General features: G+C 69.0%; 13 protein-coding genes. 4 read left to right on the forward strand and 9 right to left on the reverse strand.

The features are described 5' to 3' along the window. Positions 1-51 precede the first annotated feature (51 nt). On the forward strand, positions 52-1,443 hold the full coding sequence (gene bioA, locus VER16_RS10875; protein WP_324808013.1) for an adenosylmethionine--8-amino-7-oxononanoate transaminase: 1,392 nt from the start codon (positions 52-54) through the stop codon (positions 1,441-1,443). Beyond that, positions 1,434-2,171 carry a 16S rRNA (uracil(1498)-N(3))-methyltransferase gene (locus tag VER16_RS10880; protein WP_324808015.1) on the forward strand — a complete coding sequence of 246 codons (738 nt, stop codon included), beginning with the start codon at positions 1,434-1,436 and terminating at the stop codon, positions 2,169-2,171. The genes bioA and VER16_RS10880 overlap by 10 nt, the downstream gene beginning before the upstream one ends. Before the next feature lie 70 nt (positions 2,172-2,241). Here VER16_RS10880 and VER16_RS10885 read toward each other — a convergent pair whose 3' ends face one another. From VER16_RS10885 to pilG, 7 genes are all read right to left on the reverse strand, one after another. Beyond that, complete coding sequence (locus VER16_RS10885) at positions 2,242-2,706, reverse strand: chemotaxis protein CheW (RefSeq protein ID WP_324808017.1); 465 nt, start codon at positions 2,704-2,706, stop codon at positions 2,242-2,244. Continuing rightward, positions 2,703-4,049: a chemotaxis protein CheB gene (locus VER16_RS10890; protein ID WP_324808019.1), complete on the reverse strand. Its 1,347-nt coding sequence runs from the start codon at positions 4,047-4,049 to the stop codon at positions 2,703-2,705. The genes VER16_RS10885 and VER16_RS10890 overlap by 4 nt, the downstream gene beginning before the upstream one ends. Continuing rightward, positions 4,036-10,641, reverse strand: a complete 6,606-nt coding sequence (locus VER16_RS10895) for an Hpt domain-containing protein (RefSeq protein ID WP_324808021.1) — start codon at positions 10,639-10,641, stop codon at positions 4,036-4,038. The genes VER16_RS10890 and VER16_RS10895 overlap by 14 nt, the downstream gene beginning before the upstream one ends. Before the next feature lie 100 nt (positions 10,642-10,741). After that, on the reverse strand, positions 10,742-12,778 hold the full coding sequence (locus tag VER16_RS10900; RefSeq protein WP_324808023.1) for a methyl-accepting chemotaxis protein: 2,037 nt from the start codon (positions 12,776-12,778) through the stop codon (positions 10,742-10,744). A gap of 41 nt (positions 12,779-12,819) precedes the next feature. Continuing rightward, positions 12,820-13,350, reverse strand: coding sequence for a chemotaxis protein CheW (locus VER16_RS10905; protein WP_324808024.1), 531 nt, complete (start codon positions 13,348-13,350; stop codon positions 12,820-12,822). Then, the gene (locus VER16_RS10910; RefSeq protein WP_324808025.1) at positions 13,350-13,712 is read right to left on the reverse strand and encodes a response regulator; all 363 of its coding nucleotides are present in this window, start codon (positions 13,710-13,712) and stop codon (positions 13,350-13,352) included. The genes VER16_RS10905 and VER16_RS10910 overlap by 1 nt, the downstream gene beginning before the upstream one ends. Before the next feature lie 18 nt (positions 13,713-13,730). Continuing rightward, positions 13,731-14,132 carry a twitching motility response regulator PilG gene (gene pilG, locus VER16_RS10915; RefSeq protein WP_005418455.1) on the reverse strand — a complete coding sequence of 134 codons (402 nt, stop codon included), beginning with the start codon at positions 14,130-14,132 and terminating at the stop codon, positions 13,731-13,733. 240 nt (positions 14,133-14,372) lie between these two features. Between pilG and gshB the strand changes: the two genes are divergently transcribed. Together gshB and VER16_RS10925 are read left to right on the forward strand one after the other, a co-directional pair. Beyond that, positions 14,373-15,320, forward strand: coding sequence for a glutathione synthase (gene gshB / locus VER16_RS10920; protein WP_324808027.1), 948 nt, complete (start codon positions 14,373-14,375; stop codon positions 15,318-15,320). Further along, entirely contained in the window at positions 15,320-16,204 is an 885-nt protein-coding gene (locus VER16_RS10925; RefSeq protein ID WP_324808029.1) for an energy transducer TonB, read from the forward strand. Before gshB ends, VER16_RS10925 begins: the two co-directional genes overlap by 1 nt. Before the next feature lie 489 nt (positions 16,205-16,693). Here VER16_RS10925 and tsaB read toward each other — a convergent pair whose 3' ends face one another. Together tsaB and VER16_RS10935 are read right to left on the reverse strand one after the other, a co-directional pair. Next, positions 16,694-17,407 (reverse strand): tRNA (adenosine(37)-N6)-threonylcarbamoyltransferase complex dimerization subunit type 1 TsaB, encoded by a 714-nt coding sequence (gene tsaB, locus VER16_RS10930; RefSeq protein WP_324808031.1) that lies wholly within the window; start codon positions 17,405-17,407, stop codon positions 16,694-16,696. Positions 17,408-17,416: 9 nt separating this feature from the next. Next, positions 17,417-19,471 carry an ATP-dependent DNA helicase gene (locus tag VER16_RS10935; protein ID WP_324808033.1) on the reverse strand — a complete coding sequence of 685 codons (2,055 nt, stop codon included), beginning with the start codon at positions 19,469-19,471 and terminating at the stop codon, positions 17,417-17,419. Between the last annotated feature and the right edge of the window lie 53 nt (positions 19,472-19,524).

The following is a 19,524-nucleotide window of genomic DNA, read 5'->3' on the forward strand; positions in this document are numbered from 1 at the left end:
TGCGCCGGGGCCGATAGAATGTGCAGGCAGCAACATGTTCATGAGCCCGAAATGCTAGCAGACCCAACCCCCTCCCCGCTGGCCCGGCAGTGGCGGCAACGCGACCTGCAGGTGCTGTGGCATCCGTGTACGCAGATGCGCGAGCATCCGGACACCCTGCCGCTGGTGCCGATCGCGCGTGGCCAGGGGGCCTGGCTGATCGACCATGACGGCAACCGCTACCTGGATGCGGTCAGCAGCTGGTGGACAAACCTGTTCGGTCATGCCGAGCCGCGCATCGGTGCGGCCATCGCCGCCCAGGCCGGGCAGCTGGAACAGGTGATGCTGGCCGGGTTCAGCCATGAACCGGCGATCACCCTGGCCGAGCGCCTGCTGGCGCTGGCGCCGCGCCAGGCCGGTCGCGCGCCGCTGTCCAAGGTGTTCTACGCCGACAACGGCTCGGCGGGCGTGGAAGTGGCGCTGAAGATGGCCTTCCAGTACTTCCAGAACCGCGGCGAGACCCGGCGCACGCGCTTCATCGCGCTGGAAAACGGCTACCACGGCGAAACCCTCGGCGCGCTGGCGCTGGGCGACATCCCGCTGTACCGCCGCGTGTACGCACCGCTGCTGGCCGAGAGCCTGTTCGCGCCCTCCCCCGATGTCTATCTGGCCGAGCCGGGGCAGAGCGCGGCCGACCGTGCGCGGCAGGCCGCCGATGGCCTGGCCACTGTGTTCGACCAGCATCCCGGCGAGATCTGCGCGGTGATCCTGGAACCGCGCCTGCAGTGCGCCGGTGGCATGCGCATGCATGACCCGGTGTACCTGCAGCGCGTGCGCGAGCTGTGCGATGCACACGGCGCCTTCATGATTGCCGATGAGATCGCCACCGGCTTCGGCCGCACCGGTACGATGTTCGCCTGCGAACAGGCCGGGGTGATGCCCGACCTGTTGTGCCTGTCCAAGGGCCTGACCGGCGGCTTCCTGCCGCTGGCCGCGGTGCTGGCCACGCAGACGCTGTACGACGCTTTCCTCGATGATTCGCGCGAGCGTGCCTTCCTGCATTCGCACAGCTACACCGGCAACCCGCTGGCGTGTGCGGCCGCCCTGGCCACGCTGGACATCTTCCGCGACGAGGACGTGATCGCGCGCAACCGTGGTACCGCCGCGGTGATGGGCACGCTCGCCGCGCCCTTCGCCGACCACCCGCACGTGGCCGACGTGCGCCAGGCGGGCATGGTGGTGGCCTTCGAGCTGTCGCGCGACGGCAACCGGCGCACCCCGTTCAACCCGGCGCTGCGGCTTGGCCTGCACGCCTACAACGCCGCGCTGAAGCGCGGCGTTGTGCTGCGCCCGCTGGGCGACGTGCTGTACTGGATGCCACCTTACTGCGTGGATGACGAACAACTGGAGCTGCTGGCACATACCACGCTGGCAGCCATCGACGAGGCGATTGCATGCGCGTGACCCGCTGCCCCATCGACCTGGCGCTGCACAGCGGCCAGACCGTGACCCTGCTGGAAGAGACGGCCAACCACCTGGTGCGGGTGATGCGCCTGCGCGAAGGCGATACCTGCGTGCTGTTCAACGGTGATGGCCACGACTACAGCGCCACGCTGACCGTGGCCGGCAAGCGCGAGGTGCAGGTGCGCATCGACGCGATGCATGCGGTGGACAACGAATCGCCGCTGTCCATCACCCTGCTGCAGGGCATTGCCCGTGGCGAGAAGATGGATCTGATCCTGCAGAAGGCCACCGAGCTGGGCGTGAGCGCCATCGTGCCGGTGAATGCCGAGCGGACCGAGGTGAAGCTGGATGCCGCGCGTGCGGAAAAGCGCGTAGCGCACTGGAACAACGTGGTGACCTCGGCCTGCGGCCAGTCCGGGCGCGCGCGCATTCCGCAGGTGGGCGCGCCGTTGTCGTTGGCCCAGGCGGCGGCGGTGCTGCCTGCCGACACGCTGCGGTTGACCCTGGACCCGCTGGGCGCACATCGGCTGTCGACGCTGGACGCTGCGCCAGCCGGTGGCATCGTGATTGCGATTGGCCCTGAAGGCGGCTGGTCGCCGCGTGATCGTGACCAGCTGGCCATGGCGGGCTTCCAGGGCCTGCAGCTGGGGCCGCGCATCCTGCGCACGGAAACCGCCGGCCTGGCCGCGATCGCGGCGCTGCAGGCGCGGCTGGGGGATCTGGGGTAAGGGAAAGGTCCCACAAGCGAAGTGCCGACCAAGGTCGGCACCTACCGAGGGCGCGCGCGTGGACGCCGGGTCAGGCGGCCAGCGAATCCAGCGCCGATTCCAGCGCGTCCAGGTTCGGCAGCAGCGCGCTCTGTTCACCCAGCAGCACGCGCATGTGCACGATGTCCGGCAGGGTTTCTTCCGAAGCGTCGGCCAGCAGGCCGTCGCGCGGTACCGAGATCAGCTGCGGGAAGTTCTGCGTCAGCAGCGCGTAGTACGGGCGCTGTGCATTGCCGCTGAGGGCCTTCAGCACCACGACCTTGTTGTGGCCACCCACCACCTCCTCGCCCAGCCCGGACAGGCGGGCGAAGGACAGCAGCGGTACCTGCCAACCGTGCCAGGCGATCTGCCCGACCAGCCAGCGCGGCGCATCGGCCACCGGTTCCACCGGTACGCGCGACATCATTTCGGCCACCGTCGCATTGGGCAGCAGCACGCGTTCGCCACCGGCCTGGATCAGGACGCCGCGGATTTCATCATTGCTGGCGTAGCTCATGGCGTCTCTCCGTTGTCCTCATCCACCCCCCAGCGCGCGGCGATGGCCTGCGCCAGTTCCTGCGGTTCGCCGGCAACCATGCCGGCAGCGACCACGGCCGTTGCGGCGGCCGGGTCATAGCAGCCCTCGCCCACCTGGCCGGCCACCCAGGCACCGGCATCAGCCAGGTCCAGGGCCGGGCCGACGTGGGCCAGGTCGGCGCCACTGAGCAGCACCAGGGCGCTGTGTTCGGCCGGCAGGGCCGCAATCGAAATGCCCGCCGGATCGGTCTGGAAGTGCAGGCCATCGGCTGCCGCACGCACGCCGATGTCATCGGCCAGCACGTGCACCTCGCCCGGGGTGGCGCGCTGGCCGGCTTCGGCCAACTGCACCGGCAACGGGGAGACGCGGGCCATCTGCTTGACCAGGTTGCCGTAGCGGCCACCGTCCAGGCGCATGTGCACCAGCACCGGCACGGCCAGCCCGGTGGGCAGCGCGGCCAGCAGGCGGCGCAGTGCATCCGGGCCACCGATGCCGGCCAGTACCAGCAAGGCCCCGGCGCGGGCGCCGGCAGGCAGGCTGGCATCCAGGTCGACCAGGCTCAGGCGGCCGGTATCGAAGGACGGCACGACCGCCGGATCACTGCGCGTGGCGGCTTCTGCGGCGGGCGCATCGGCGGCCTCGTCGACCAGCGACCAGGCGGTGTGGTCGAAGGACAGTGGCGGCGGGTCGGCAACCACCGGCTCGGGCACCGACGGCGCGGCAGGGGCCGTATCGGCGGCCTCCACCTGTGCCTGCAGGGCAGCCAGATGCTGTTCCAGCGACACCGGCTCGACGAAGGCCACCGGCGCTGCAGGCGGCGCGTACAGGCCGTCTGCCGGCACGTCGCCCGCCCAGTCCTGGGCCTGCTCCATATGGGCGTGCAGCACCGCGTCCTGCGGCGGCACCGGCGGCGGTGCAGGCCGGCCCGGTTCCAGCTGCAGGCTGGGCTCGTCTTCGGCGCCCGGCGGCAGCACCTGCTGGTGGCCGTGCAGCTTGGCCGACAGATGGCGGCCCCAGCGCTGCGCTTCCCAGCCGTCGCGGCGCGCGGCAAGTTCGGCTTCGTCGAACACCAGCGTGAGGCCCGGCGCAGACAGTGCCGCCTCCAGCCGCTCCAGCGCGTCTTCGATGGCCGCTTCCAGGGCGATCACCACGAACTGCGGGTGCGCGTCGGCCAGCGCCTGCGGCTCCAGCGTGGTCGGGTCGTCTTCCAGCACGAGCTGCACGTCGGCATGGGCCAGCGCTTCACGCAGGCGTTCACGCGCTGCGCCCGGGCGGGCCAGCAGGGCTACGGCCGGAACCGGATTGACGTCACTCACGGACACGGGCGATCCCCAGCAGGTCGTACACGTTACGCATCAGGTCCAGCTCCTGGTACGGCTTGCCCAGGTAGCGCTGCACGCCGATCTCGAAGGCGCGCTGGCGATGCTTGTCGCCGCTGCGCGAGGTGATCATCACGATCGGCACGTCCTTGTAACGCGGGTCGGCACGCATCGTGGTGGCCAGCTCGTAACCGTCCATGCGCGGCATCTCGATGTCCAGCAGCATCAGGTCGGGCACGCGCTCTTCCAGCTGTTCGAGGGCTTCGACACCGTCGCGGGCGACGCTGACCTCGAAGTTGTGGCGTTCCAGGATGCGGCCGGTCACCTTGCGCATGGTCAGCGAATCGTCGACCACCATCACCAGCGGAACCTGGCGCTCCAGGCGCGGCGCATTGTCCTGCACCGGCGCGGTCGGGTTGGCCAGGTAGCGGCGGACCAGCGGGGCCACGTCGAGGATGACCACCACGCGGCCATCGCCGGTGATGGTGGCACCGTAGATGCCCGGCACCGAGGCGATCTGCAGGCCGACCGGCTTCACCACGATTTCGCGGTTGCCCAGCACCTGGTCGATCGCCACGGCGGCACGCAGGTCGCCGGCACGGACCAGCAGCAGCGGCACCTGGTCCTGGCCGTCAGCGCGGGCCGGGGCCTGGCCGACCAGGCTGCCCAGGTCGTACAGCGGGTAATCTTCGCCGCTGTAGCGGTAACTGCTGTCGGCCGCTTCGAAACGCTCGCGCGACAGGCGGCCGATACCACTGACCGAGGCCACCGGCACCGCGAAAGTGGTTTCACCGATCTGCACGAACACGGCCTGGGTGACGGCCAGCGTCTGCGGCAGGCGCAGGGTGAAGCGCACGCCCTGCCCACGCACCGACTGGATGTCGACCGAGCCACCGAGCTGGCGCACTTCGTTGCGCACTACGTCCATGCCCACGCCACGGCCTGCCAGCTGGCTGACCTGGTCGGCGGTGGAGAAGCCGGCAGCGAAGATCAGGTTGTCCAGTTCCTGTTCGTTCGGCGCGGCATCGGCGGCCAGCAGGCCACGGTCGATGGCGCGGCGACGGATCGCCTCGCGGTCCAGGCCGGCACCGTCATCGGCCACTTCCAGCACGATTTCCGAGCCTTCGCGGTGCAGGCGGATGGCAATCTCGCCTTCTTCCGGCTTGCCGGCGGCGCGACGCTGGTCCGGTGCTTCCAGGCCGTGGGCCACGGAATTGCGCAGCATGTGTTCCAGCGGCGCGACCATGCGGTCCAGGACGTTGCGGTCCAGTTCGCCGTGGGTCCCTTCCAGGGTCAGGTGCACCTGCTTGCTGGTGTCCATGCCGGCCTGGCGGACGACACGGCGCAGGCGCGGCACCAGGCCGTCGAACGGCACCATGCGCGCACGCATCAGGCCGTCCTGCAGCTCGGAGCTGACGCGCGACTGCTGCTGCAGCAGCGAATCGTACTGGCGCGACAGATCATCCAGCACACCCTGCAGGCCACCAAGGTCGGCTGCCGATTCGTTCAGCGCGCGGCTGAGCTGCTGCAGGGTCGAGAAGCGATCCAGTTCCAGCGGGTCGAACTTCTGGTCGGCCTGGTCCTGCTCGCGCTGGTAACGGGCGACGATCTGCGCCTCGGTTTCCAGGTCGAGGCGGCGCAGCTGGTCGCGCAGTCGCGCGTTGGTGCGCTCCAGCTCGCCCATGGCGCCACGGAAGGCACCGAGCTGCTGTTCCAGGCGCGAGCGGTAGATCGCCACTTCACCGGCATGGTTGACCAGGCGGTCGAGCAGATCGGCGCGCACGCGCACCTGCTCCTGCTGCGGACGTGCCAGCGGGTCTTCTTCGGCACTGCCTTCCACCGGCAGCGGCGCCGACAGGGGTGCGTCGGCCAGGGCCAGCGGTGCGAGCGCAGCCGGTGCTTCGCCGACGCTGGCGGCCGGAGTTTCAGCGGCACTCGCGGCTTCGGCACCGTCGCCACGGGTACGGGCTTCGAATGCTTCCACCAGGTCCTGCGCCGGTTCGACCACACGGTGGTCGCCGGTGCGGGTCAGCAGCTGGTGCAGGCGATCGAAGCCACGCTCCAGCAGCTGCACGTCACGACGCTCGATCTCGGTGCGGCCAGCAGCCACGGCTTCCAGCAGGGACTCGATGCTGTGCCCCAGATCGCCGATGGCGTTGATGCCGGCCATGCGTGCACCGCCCTTCAGCGTGTGCAGATCGCGCTGCAGGCCAGCCACGACTTCGCGGTCCTGCGGCGCATCACGCAGCTCGCTGATCAGGCCATCGCAATGGTCGAGCAGGTCCTTGCCTTCTTCGACGAAGATATCGACCAGCTCGCGGTCGTAGATGCTGAAGTCGAGCGCATCGGCTTCGGCTTCGGCCGCTTCGATCGCGATGGGCGCGGCGGCGGTTTCCGGGCCCTGGCCGGGCGCATCTTCCATCTCGAACAGACGCGCCGGTGCGGCAGCCTCTACAGCTACCTCGCCCGGCAACGCATCGTCCACCGTCGCCAGCGACGGCAGTTCGGCGCTCTCTCCGTCACCGGCCTCCGTCTCCGCATCGACGTCCGCATCCGCGGCAAAAGCATCGGCCTCGCCCGGCGCAGATTCGCTGGCCTGCAGGCCGAGCACCGGCCACTGGCCGTCTTCGTCCTGCGCCTGTTCGTCCTCGATCACGTGCAGGCCGGCTTCCAGCGCAGCCTCCAGCGTGACCGGTTCGGCAAACGTCGGCACAGCCGTCTCATCGGCCAGTGCATCGATGTCTTCCTCGTCACCCTCAACGACCAGCACCGGCGCTTGCCCATCCACGGCAAGTGCATCATCGATGGCGAGGAGGTGATCCTCGTCCGGGTCACGGTCGTCCACCGGCAGCGCGCTGGCGTCCAGGTACGGCGACAGGTCATCGGCCGCCGTCAGCGCGGTCTCGTCCAGGGCGTCGGCAACGGGTGCGACATCCAGGATTTCACGAGTGGATTCGTCGGATCCGGTGACTTCGCTGGCAACGGTCTCTTCAACCGCCGTCGGCAGCATGGCCGCGGCCTCCGGCATCGACGGCCAGCCGGCGTCGAAGTAGCGCGACAGATCTTCGCCACCGGTCAGTTCGGCTGTTTCCAGGCCGGTATCCGGCGCAGCTTCCGCCAGGGCGTCGACCGGCAGCACTTCGGCGTCAACAGGCGCTTCAACGTCTGCGGCGATCTCCGCTTCGGACTCGACAAGGGTCTGCGCTGCGATGTCGGCAGCTTCGGCTTCGGCTTCGCCCGGCGCCTCGTCGTCCAGCGCCAGATCCACCATCGGCCAGCGTGCTTCCGGCAGCTCGGCGGCCAGCGCCTGCAGGCGCTGGGCCAGTTCGGCCTGCGGTGCAATGCGCGGCTGTTCAGCCTGCAGCGCGGCCATGGTCGAGCTGATGGCCAGCGCGGTGCCGTCCAGTGCATCCCGGGCGTCGGCGCCCGGCACGACATCGGCGGCCAGCGCGCGCTTGATGTACGACTCGGCGGCACCGGTGACGGCAGTGATCTCCGGCACTTCGGTCATCGCGAAAGCGCCGTTCATGGTGTGCACGGCACGCAGCAGCGCGTCGTCAACCGGCTGCCCGCCCTGCTGCGCCGACTGCAGCCAGTTCTGCAGGGTTGCCAGGTGGACGTCCACCTCGGCTTCCAGGATCTCGAGCAGCACGCTGTCGATATTGGCCGGGGTACCGACCGGTTCGGCCGCAGGTTCGACGGAAATCGCCTCGTCCGCGACAGCAGCGTCTGCCGCCTGCGATGCATCGACACCGGCTTCGACCTGCTCGACCGGCTGCGGGGCCGCAGCCACCGGCAACGGCACGTAGAAGGTTTCCTCGCCGGCAGCCACGCGGTCAGCGATGGCCTGCATGGCCTGCAGATCAACGGTGACGCGCTGGCCATCGCGCAGTGCGGCATTCAGCTGCGGCAGCGCGTCGCTGGCGTGGTCGACCATCGCCAGCACCGCCGGGGTGGCCGGACGACTGCCATCGAGCACGCGGTTGAGCATGCCCTCGATTTTCCAGGCGAACTCACCCAGGGTGCGGGCGCCGACCAGGCGGCCACTGCCCTTGAGCGTGTGGAAGATGCGGCGGATCGGGCGCAGCCGGTCCATGTTGTCCGGCTGCATGCGCCAGGCCGGCAGCAGCGTGCCGAGATTGCCCATCTCGTCGTCGAACTCTTCCAGGAACACCTCGCGGATGTCCTGGTCGATGTTCTCGGCATCGTCATCGAAGCCGGCATCGAAACCGGCATCGTCGGCCGTCACCGGTGATGCTTCGGCTACAGGCGTCGGCGCTGCCGGTGCGGCATGCGCATTGAACTCGGCTGCAGCCGCGCTCAGCTCGGCGAAGAACTGCGCATCCGCTTCGCTGAAATCGATCGGTGCGATGGTATCGACGTCGACCAGGGACACCGTCGCAGCAGGCGGAGTGGCCGCCGCCCGATCTTCGTCCATGCCGGTCCCGGCAGCGGCCAGTGCCTCGACCATCTCCACAGGCGCTGACTCTGCAGCGACGGCGGCAACGTCGGCGACGTCGATCTGTGCGACCGGCTCGATCGTGGCGTTCGCCTCGAACGGTGCAGCCGCGGTGTCATCGGCAGGCTCCAGCAGCAGCGGCGCGACGTCCTCTTCTTCGCCCAGCGACAGCGTTTCCATCGCCTGCAGCGACAGCACGTCGTCGGCGTTGTCCAGGGCGCTGGAGTCGAAGTGGAACACCACCTCGTCCGCCAGCACAGTGTGGCCGTCATGTTCGGCGGCCACCGGGTCGAAGGCCGGGGCGGCAGCCAGATCCAGCGAAGTGCCGGCGCCGTCGTCGTCGCCTGCGGCAAATGCAAAGGCTTCGCTGCTGTCTTCCAGTACCAGCGCGTCGCCGTCGTCGGCCTGTGCATCGACGGCTTCAGACAGCGTCCACTGCGGCGCGGTGTGCGCCGGCAGCCCATCGTGCTCGGCACTGACCGGGTCGAAGCCGGCCGGATCGAAGCTGGCGAACGTCGGCGCGCGTTCCTCGGCGACCGGCAGCGTCTCGTACGCGCCGATCTCCCACTGCGGCACGCTCGGTGCCGGTGCGGTGGAGGCCGCGAACAGCAGCGGCGCCGGTTCGCTCCTGGCCGGTGCCGGTGCAGCGTCGTCCTGCCCTTCCAGCGCACCGAACATCAGGGTGTTGTCGGCCACCGGCGCAGCCGGCAGCGGATCGAAGGTGAAGTCCGGCAGCGGCGGCGGAATCTCGCCCGGTGCGGGCGCCGCAGGCTGTACGGCAATTTCCACCGCCTCGCGCTGCAGCGGGGTGGCGGCCAGCGGCACGATCTCGCGTTCGACCGGCTGCAGCGCTCCGGCCGATGTTTCGCCTTCGGCCTCGTCGCTGTGCGGTGCGGGCAGCGGCCAGTAGCGCAGGGTTTCCAGGCTGCTGCGGGTGATGTCGAGGATGTCCTCGCGCCCCGGGCGGCGGTCACGCAGCGCTTCCAGGTAGTACTCGAGGCTGGCCATGGCGTCGGCCAGCGTGTCCAGCTGGCGGCCACTGGGCACGCGCTGGCGGCCGATCAGTTCGGCCTGGATGTACTGCTGGACGCCGCGCAGGTAATCGGCGGCGGTGCCCAGGTCGAGCATGCGCAGCGCACCGGAAACATCGCCCAGCAGGCGCGGCACGTCCTGCAGCTCGGCATGGTTCCAGCTGGTTTCGATGAAGGCGACGAAATGCTCGCGGGCGGCGGCGAAATTGGCGATCGCCTCATGCGCCAGCACTTCCACCGTGCGCCGGTTTTCCACCGCGCTCGGGTCATCCTCGCCACTGCCGCCAGCACCCAGATGGGCGACCTGGTCATCCAGCGATGCGTCGACATAGAGCAGCGCGCCGGCAATATCCAGCAGCATGTCCTCGTCGATCTGCTGGCGGCCCTCGACCACAGCCAGCAGCGCATCGCGCTGCTGCGCGACCACGCCGCGGGCAGCGCCCAGGCCCATCATGCCCAGCGTGTCGCCGACGGCGCCCAGCTTGGTCACCTGTTCCTGCAGCTGCTGCGGCGCACCGCCGGTACGCAGGTGCAGGTCCAGGGCATCCTTGACCTGCAGCAGTTCTTCCTTGACCGCGCTGCCGACGGTGTCGAGCAGCTCGCGGTTGCGCCCGCTCAGGCTGCCACGGGCGTGGTCCAGCTCGGCCTCGGTGGCGCTGACGCTGTCCGGCGCGAAGGCGAACAGCACGCTGTCATTGACGCCTTCCTCGCCGCGCGCGGCACGGATCTCGTTCAGCAGCGGCATCAGCACGATGGGAATATCGCGGTGGCCGTTCTGCAGGCGTTCCAGGTAATCGGGCAGCAGCACGCTGCCACGCATCAGTGTGGCGCAGGCTTCATCGCGCTCGGCCACGCGGCCTTCGCCGACGGCTACGGCCAGCTGTTCCAGTTCCTCGGCGACCATGGCCGGGGCATACAGCTCGACCATGCGCAGGGTGCCCTGCACCTGGTGCAGGTAGCCGGCACAGATGCGCATGCGGCTGCCGTCGGCCGGGTCCTCGACGAAGTACTCGACCTCGTTGCGCACCTGGCGCAGGGTCTCGTCCAGCTCCGGCTTGACCCAGCCCAGCGCTGCATGGCTCATCGCATCGCGCAGGCTGCTCATGGACGCGCTCCGGTCGCCGCCGCGCGCAGGTCGCGCGTGTTCTGGCGTGGGAAATGGAAATGCTTCATCGAATGATTCCTTGCTCGCCGCCCTGCCCGCGTCACGCCGGCAGCTTGAAGTCGGCGACCGAACGACGCAGGTCGGCCGCCAACTGCGCCAGGTGGCCGATCGACTCGGCGGTCTGTCCGGCACCCTGCGAGGTCTGGCCGGTGATCTGGCGGATCACGCCCATCGTGCGGGTGATGTCCGAGGCCGCGGCGGACTGCTGCTGGGCGGCGATGGAGATGTTCTTGATGAGGGTGTTGAGGGCGTTGGACACGCGCTCGATCTCGGTCAGCGCGGTACCGGCATCCTCTGCCAGGCGTGCACCGGACACCACTTCGGCGGTGGTCTGCTCCATCGAGGTGACCGCTTCGTTGGTATCGGCCTGAATGGCCTGGACCAGGTTTTCGATGCGTCGGGTCGCACCCGAGGTACGTTCTGCCAGGCGCTGCACTTCGTCGGCCACCACCGCGAAACCGCGGCCTGCTTCACCGGCCGATGCGGCCTGCACGGCCGCGTTCAACGCCAGGATGTTGGTCTGCTCGGAAATGTCGTTGATCAGTTCCACGATCGAGCCGATTTCCTGCGACGACTCGCCCAGGCGCTTGATGCGCTTGGAGGTTTCCTGGATCTGGTCGCGGATCTGGTCCATGCCCTGGATGGTCTCGCGGACCACGCCGGCACCCTCGGCGGCGATGACCACCGAGCGCTGTGCCACGTCGGCCGACTCGGCCGAGTTGCGCGACACCTGTTCAATGCTCGCTGCGATTTCGCCGATGCGGTCCGATGCCGAGGTGATCTGGTTGGCCTGGTGGCCGGCGGCCTCTGCCAGCTGCATGGCGGTGGCCTGGGTTTCCTGGGTGGACATGGCGACCTTGGCCGAGGTGTCGTTGATGGTGGTCACCAGGTGGCGCAGTTCGTCGACGGCGTAGTTGATGGCGTCGGCAATCGCGCCGGTCATGTCCTCGGTCACCGAGGCCTTGACGGTCAGGTCACCCTCACCGAGCGAGGAAATTTCGTCCAGCAGCCGCATGATGGCCTGCTGGTTGCGGCTGTTGAACTCCACCTGGGTCTGATAGCGCAGTTCCTGCTCGCGCGAACGGCTGCGCACGCTGGTGGAGACGAAGCCGATGATCGCGATCAGCGACAGCGCACCGGAGATGACGCCGATCCAGAAGTTCGGGAACAGGCGGGTATCGGACACCGAACCGAACGAGGAGAACGCTTCGAACAGCTTGCGGCTGTCGTCCAGCATGCGCGCCGAGCCCTGGCCCAGCGCGTTGGCGGCGGACTGTGCGGCGAACAGCTGGCGCGAGCTGGCCAGGATCGCGTCAGCGTCCTGCTTCATCGCTTCCCACTTCTGCTGCGACTGTTCCAGCGCGGCCACCGCACCGGCACCGCGCACGGCGGTGATGCCCAGCTCTTCGTTGCCGTTGCGCAGGCCATCGAGCACCTGCGAAAACACGGTGATGTCACGGGCCAGGGCATCGCCGGAGGCGGCCGCAGCGGTGCCGCCGGCGCGCATTTCGGTCACGCGGCGGGCCATCGAACCGGCCACCACGACCTGCTGCAGGGCGCTGTACACCTGCGAAGCGGGTGCACCGGAGGCGGACATCGCGCGCACCAGCTCGTTCAGCTGGGCCTGCAGGCCCGGCACCGCGCCGGTGAAGTTGTTGGCGTTGCCGGCCAGGGCCAGCACCGCCGGCTCACTGGCCACCAGCTGGCCCGCCTGCTTGCCCAGCGGGGTCCAGGTGTCGGCCAGGGTGGTGATCGCCTTGGACACGCCCGGCTCGTTGCCATAGCGGCCCTGCAGGGTGGAGACGTTCTGTTCGATGGCGTTGCGGGTGGCCTTGAAGGCGGTGAACGCCTGCGCGTTGCCGCCCACCGCATCACGGCCCTGGTTGGCCAGCTGCTGCGAAAGCACCTGCAGGTCGGCGGCCTTGGAGCCGGCATCGGCCAGGCGGCTGCCCTGCCAGGTGGAAACGCCGGTGTTCACACCGAACACGATCATCGACAGGGCCAGCAGGGCCAGCCAGAGGTTGCTGCCGCCCAGCCGCAGCTTGCCGGTCTTGGGAGCGTCCGAAGCAGTACTCATCGTTCAACCTCGATCTTCAATGCAGGGGGCGTTGCCCGGCCTCAGGCCGCGGCTTGCCGGAATTCAGGGGTGCGCGACAGCAACGAGAGCGAGAACACGCCCCAGTCGTGGCCATCGGCATGGAAGGCACGATCGACGAAATGCCCGTAGCGGCCTTCAGCCAGGGTGCCCGCCTGGACCTGCTGGCCCAGTTCGAAGCTGCGCTGGCCGAACAGTTCGTCGATGGTCAGCGCGACGTCACCGCCGGCCTGGCGCATGATCAGCACGCGCTGGCCTTCCTGCTGCACGGTGCGCGTGCCTTCCAGGAAATACTTCAGGTCGACCACCGGGAACAGGTTGCCGCGCAGGTTGCCCACGCCCAGCAGCCAGGGCTGCGCGCAGGGTACCGGGGTCACCGGCGGCATCGGCACGATTTCCACCACTTCGCGGAAATCGGACACCAGTCGGCGCTGTCCCACGCGGAAACCAACACCGCGCCACAGGTCCTGGGCGAACTGCCGCTCGGGCAGCTGCACTGCATGGTTCAGGCTGCGCCGTTCGTAGGCTTCAAGAATGTCGAAGGGCGAACGCATCAGGCCACCAGTTCGTTGATCCGCGCGATCAGCTCTTCCTCGCGCGGCGGCTTGACGATGTAATCGGCCGCGCCCTGGCGCAGGCCCCATGCCTTGTCGGTTTCCATCGCCTTGGTGCTGACGATGATGACCGGGATGTGCTTGATGGCCGCGTCGCGCGACATCGCGCGGGTGGCCTGGAAACCGCTCATGCCCGGCAGGACCACGTCCATCAGCACCAGCTGCGGAACGTGGTCACGGATCAGCTGCAGGCCATCTTCGGCATTGTCCGCTTCCAGCACCTCGTGGCCGGCACGGCGCAGCCACTGGGTGAACACCGCGCGGTCGGTCGGTGAATCCTCGATCAGAACGATACGAGCCATTGTGCCTTTCCCCCCTGGTCAGGCGTTGACGTATGTGCGGATGGCACCCAGCAGTTCTTCACGCGTGAAAGGCTTGGTCAGGTACTGTTCCGAGCCGACGATGCGTCCGCGGGCTTTGTCGAACAGACCGTCCTTGGAGGACAGCATGATCACCGGGGTCGCCTTGAACAGCTGGTTGCCCTTGATCAGTGCGCAGGTCTGATACCCGTCCAGACGGGGCATCATGATGTCCACGAAGATGATCTGTGGCTGCTGGTCAGCGATCTTGGCCAGGGCCTCGAAGCCATCGGTCGCGGTCACCACCTCGCAGCCTTCGCGCTTGAGCAGTGTTTCCGCAGTCCTGCGGATGGTCTTCGAGTCATCGATGACCATCACCCGGAGTCCTGCGAGTTCCCCGCCCGCAGTCGTGTTTTCAGTCATTGCCTTTCCCCAAGCGCGCGACCCTTCTGTGCTGGGGGTCGCTGCGAAAGCGTATCTATATCGCACTTCCCGCGCCCGCTTCAAGCGACGTCCACGGGGCTTGGGGTGGCGGCCGGCTGAACGTGACCGGTTTGGCAAAGACTGCGCAGGCGGCCGGGCGGACGCAGCGTTGCAGCGCCGCAGGCAGGCACGCGGGGGGCGTTGCCGCTACCATCAACGCCTTGCCTGACAGGTGCACCCATGCCGTTGAACGTCATCGTGGTGATGGACCCCATCGCCCACATCAAGATCGCCAAGGACACCACCTTCGCCATGCTGCTGGAAGCCCAGCGCCGCGGCCACGCCCTGCACTATGTGCAGCCCGGCGGCCTGGCCCTGGAAGGCGGCGTGGCGGTGGCCCGGACCGCGCCGCTGCAGGTCCGCGACGACCCGTCCGGCTGGTACGAGCTTGGCGCATTCAGCCGCACGGTGTTCGGCCCCGGCCAGATCGTGCTGATGCGCAAGGACCCGCCGGTAGATGCCGAATACGTCTATGACACCCAGGTGCTGGACGTGGCCGCCGCTGCCGGCGCCTGCGTGGTCAACAACCCGCAGGGCCTGCGCGACTACAACGAGAAGCTGGCCGCCCTGCTGTTCCCGCAGTGCTGCCCGCCGACCCTGGTCAGCCGCGACGCCAAGGCCCTGAAGGCCTTCGCCCTGGAACACGGCCAGGCCGTGCTGAAGCCGCTGGACGGCATGGGCGGCCGCTCGATCTTCCGCAGCGGCCAGGGCGATCCGAACCTGAACGTGATCCTGGAAACCCTCACCGACGGCGGCCGCAGGCTGGCGCTGGCCCAGAAATTCATCCCCGACATCACTGCCGGCGACAAGCGCATCCTGCTGGTCGACGGCGAACCGGTGGACTACTGCCTGGCCCGCATCCCGCAGGGTGACGAGTTCCGCGGCAACCTGGCCGCCGGTGGCCGCGGCGAAGGCCGCCCGCTGAGCGAGCGTGACCGCTGGATCGCCGCCCAGGTCGGGCCGGAAATGAAGCGCCGCGGCATGCGCTTCGTCGGTCTGGACGTGATCGGCGATTACCTGACCGAAGTGAACGTGACCAGCCCGACCTGCGTACGCGAACTGGACGCGCAGTACGGACTGAACATCGCCGGCACCCTGTTCGACGCGATCGAGGCCGGCCTGCGCTGATGGACGCCGCGTCCGCCGTGCTGGCGCCGCCGCCGCGTGAAGCGCAGCGGCTGGGGGCCACTCTCGCCCTGTCGGTCATCATCCACGCCCTGCTGATCCTGGGCGTGGGCTTTGCCGTGAAGGGCGAGGCACCGCTGGTGCCGACGCTGGAAGTGATCTTCAGCCAGACCCGCATGGCACTGACGCCGAAGCAGGCCGATTTCCTGGCCGCGGCCAGCCAGGAAGGCGGCGGCGAGCATGACCGCGCGCAACGCCCGCGCGACAACCAGACCGGCATTGTGCCGCAGGCGCAGAGCGGACTGAGCCCGGTACCGCAGCAACAGCAGTCGGCCGCGCCGGTGCCGCCGCCGCAGGCGCGGGTGGTCAGCAGCCGCAACAGCCCGGACAGCGTGGCGCAGGCGCAGGCCCAGCCCACCCCGCTGGAGCCGACCCCGGACGCGCCGATGACCGCACGCGAGCAGCGTGATGCGGAAATGGCACGGCTGGCCGCAGAAGTGCACCTGCGCTCGGCGCAGTACGCCAAGCGCCCGAACCGCAAGTTCGTCTCGGCCAGCACCCGCGAGTACGCCTATGCCAATTACCTGCGCGCGTGGGTGGACCGCGCCGAGCAGGTGGGCAACCTGAACTACCCGGACGAGGCGCGGCAGCGCCGGCTGGGCGGCCAGGTGGTGATCAGCGTGGGGGTGCGCCGCGATGGCAGCGTGGAAAGCAGCCGGATCCTGAAGTCCAGCGGCACGCCGTTGCTGGATGAGGCGGCACTGCGGGTGATCAAGCTGGCGCAGCCGTTCCCGGCGTTGCCGAAGACGGATGATGGGGTGGATATCCTGCAGGTGACCCGCACCTGGGTGTTCCTGCCGGGTGGCGAACTGCGCGACGACCGGTAGGGGTTTGTTGCCCGGGCCTGCGGCCCGGGACCCGCTGGACGTCAACTTCCACGTCAAAAGCGGCGGTTGGACTGTGGGTCTGGCGGGGCGGTGTGGGCTTGCAGGACACGCCGTAAACCCGTCCATGGGGGCTCGTAGGCGCCATCCATGGCGCCTGCGGTCCTGCAAGCCCACACCGCCCCACCTCTGACAGATCGCGGCGCATCTCTGCCTCTGGTAGGTGTCGACCTTGGTCGACACACATCCACGCAACGCGTGGATGCGAGCGAAGCGATCGGCTTCTGACTTTGACTTTGACTTTTCTTTTTTTGATTTTCCGTTGCGGACGCGCACGGAAACTGTCCGTGGCCGGGCAGGTGGGTTGCGCAGGGGCGTGAGCCGCATGGATGCGGCGACCGAGCTTACATGGACGTACTTGCAGCGTCCCCTGCGCAGCCCACCTGCCCGGCCAACCCCACGAATCCACAAACCGCCTCCGCCACGAGGGGCTCAGCCGTTGGCTTTCGCCTTCGCCTCGCGGGCGGCCTGCTGCTCGACCAGGGTCAACGCCACGTTGTCCCGCAGGTAGGCCGGCTCGACCCGCTCCGCCGCCATGCCTTCGCCCCGGGCAAACGCCGGCACTGCCAGTGCCAGCACGTCCGATGCACGCGGCAGCGCCGTGGCGTCGGAACCACGCAGGCCAGCACCCAGCTGCGCCGCCAGCGCACCCTCGGCCGCGCCGAAACCCGTACCGACGCCGTAGACCGGCAGCCCCTCCGGCAACGCCACCGCCGCCGGCACGCACACGCGTTCGGCATCGCGGGCGACCGGCAGCCCATCCACCCGTTCGAAACGGGCCACATACAACTCACCCATCCGCGCATCGATCGCCGACAGGATCTGGTCCTCTTCGGCCGGCGCGCGCAGCGCCAGCACCTGCAGCGTCGACACCGGCAGCAGCGGCCGGTCCAGCGCCAGCGCAATACCCTGCGCGATGGCAATCGACAGGCGAACGCCAGTGAACGCCCCCGGCCCGCGGCTCAGGGCAATGCCATCGAGCTGGCGGCGGCTGATGCCGGCCTCGGCCAGCAGCGCCTCCGCCCACGGCAGGCTCAGTTCGGCATGGCGGCGCGGGGCGATTTCGAAGCGCTCCAGCACCTGCCCATCGACATGCAGGGCAACGGAACAGGCTTCGGTGGCGGTTTCAAAGGCGAGCAGTTTCATCGGATGGAATCAGAACAGGGGGAACGTGGCACCGGGGGCCGGCGGGGGACCCGGCGCGGGGTCCGGGACGGTCGGGGCAGCAGCGTCGTCGGCTACGGGGGTCCATTGTGGCGCAAAGAAGGCCTGCACATCGGCCAGCGCGCGGGTCCGCCGGAACGGCGGCAGCGAATCGAGGAAGACCCGGCCATAGCCACGGTTGAGCAGGCGCGGGTCGCACAGCACCAGCACGCCACGGTCGGTCTCGCTGCGGATCAGCCGGCCCACGCCCTGCTTGAGGGCGATCACTGCCTGCGGCAGCTGTTCGTCGCGGAACGGATTGCCGCCCTGGCTGCGGATCGCCTCCAGCCGCGCCTCGTACACCGGGTCGTCCGGCGCGGCGAAGGGCAGTTTGTCGATCACCACCACACTCAGCGCCTCACCCACCACATCCACGCCCTCGCGGAAGCTGGCCGAGCCCAGCAGCACGCCGTTGCCGGAATCGCGGAAACGCTGCAGCAGGGTGGCGCGCGGCGCCTCGCCCTGCACGAACAGCGGCCACGGCCCGTCGCGCAGTGCCTCGGCAGCTTCACGCAGCGCACGGTGCGAGGCGAACAGGAGGAACGCCCTGCCCTGCGACGCCTGCAGCACCGGCCGCAGGGCCTGGATGAGGGCGGTACCGAAGCCACGCGCAGCGGGATCGGGCAGGCCCTCGGGCAGATAGCACAGCGCCTGGTCGGGCCAGTTGAACGGGCTGGGCTGCACCAGCGTATGCGGGTCGTCCAGGCCCAGGCGTGTGGCGATGTGCTCGAAGCCACCGCCCACGGTCAGCGTGGCCGAGGTGAAGATCCAGGCCGCTCGGCTGCGCTCACGATGCTCGCGCAATGGCCCGGATACATCCATCGGCGTGCGCTGGCAACGAAAACCGCGCGGGGTGAGTTCATACCAGAGGACGTCGGCGGTACTGGCCGCATCGGCGGGGTCGGCATCGAAATCCAGGGTCGGCTCGTCGTCGCCCAGCCAGCGGGCCAACCGCGAAACCGCTTCGCGTGCACGGGCATGGCAAGCATCGAGGCCGGCGGCGGCTTCGCGCAGCGGCTGCAGCGCCTGTTCCAGCGCCACCAGGCAACTCATCGCCGTATCGAAGCCCTCGCGTACCTGTGGCATCGCCAACGCGCGCCACTGCGTACCCCGCAGCGGCAGCCCTTCCATCGCCAGGCGCAACGCCAACAGCGCCTGCTGCAGTTGATCCACCGGCTCCTGCAACGCCGACTGCGCACCGCCGACGCCACGCGCCTCGGCCAGGCAGTCCCGGCCCAGTTCCTGCCACGGGCGCATGCCGAAGCCCTCGCCGAAGAACTGCGCGGCCAGCTCGGGCAGCTGGTGCGCCTCGTCGATGACGAAGGCCTGCGCACCGGGCAGCAGCTCACCGAAGCCATCCTGCTTGAGCGCCAGGTCGGCCAGCAGCAGATGGTGGTTGACCACCACCACGTCGGCCGCCTGCGCGCGTTGCCGCGCATGGACGACGAAGCAGTCGTCCCAGAACGGGCAGTCGGTACCCAGGCAGTTGTCGACGGTGGAGGTGACCATCGGCAGCAGCGGCGAATCGTCGGCGAGGCCGTCCAGTTCGGCGATGTCGCCGAACTGCGAGCGGCCGGACCAGGCGAGGATGCGCTGGAACTGCCCGGCCTGTTCGGGGCTGGAAAAACGCGGCTCGCCCCGCGCCTGCTGCAGGCGGTAGCGGCACAGGTAATTGGCCCGGCCTTTCAGCAGCGCACTGCGCAGGCCCACACCCAGCGCCTGGCGCACACGGGGCAGATCGCGGTGGTAGAGCTGGTCCTGCAGCGCACGGGTGCCGGTGGAAATGATGGTGCGCAGGCCGGACAGCAGCACCGGCACCAGGTAGGCGAACGTTTTGCCGGTACCGGTGCCGGCCTCGGCCAGCAGCAGGTCGCGCTGCTGCAGCGCATCGGCGATGGCCTCGGTCAGGCGCAGCTGTGCGGGACGCGGGTTGAAGGCATCCAGATGCGAGGCGAGCGCGCCGCCTTCGCTGAGGGCTTCGCGGCTGGCATGAACGAGGTCGGACATCAGACAGGAAGGATACCCGGCCGGGCGCTGCCCGGCACCCGTTTCAAGCCAGG

Origin of the sequence: Stenotrophomonas sp. (genome assembly GCF_035634915.1) — a bacterium.
GTDB lineage: Bacteria > Pseudomonadota > Gammaproteobacteria > Xanthomonadales > Xanthomonadaceae > Stenotrophomonas.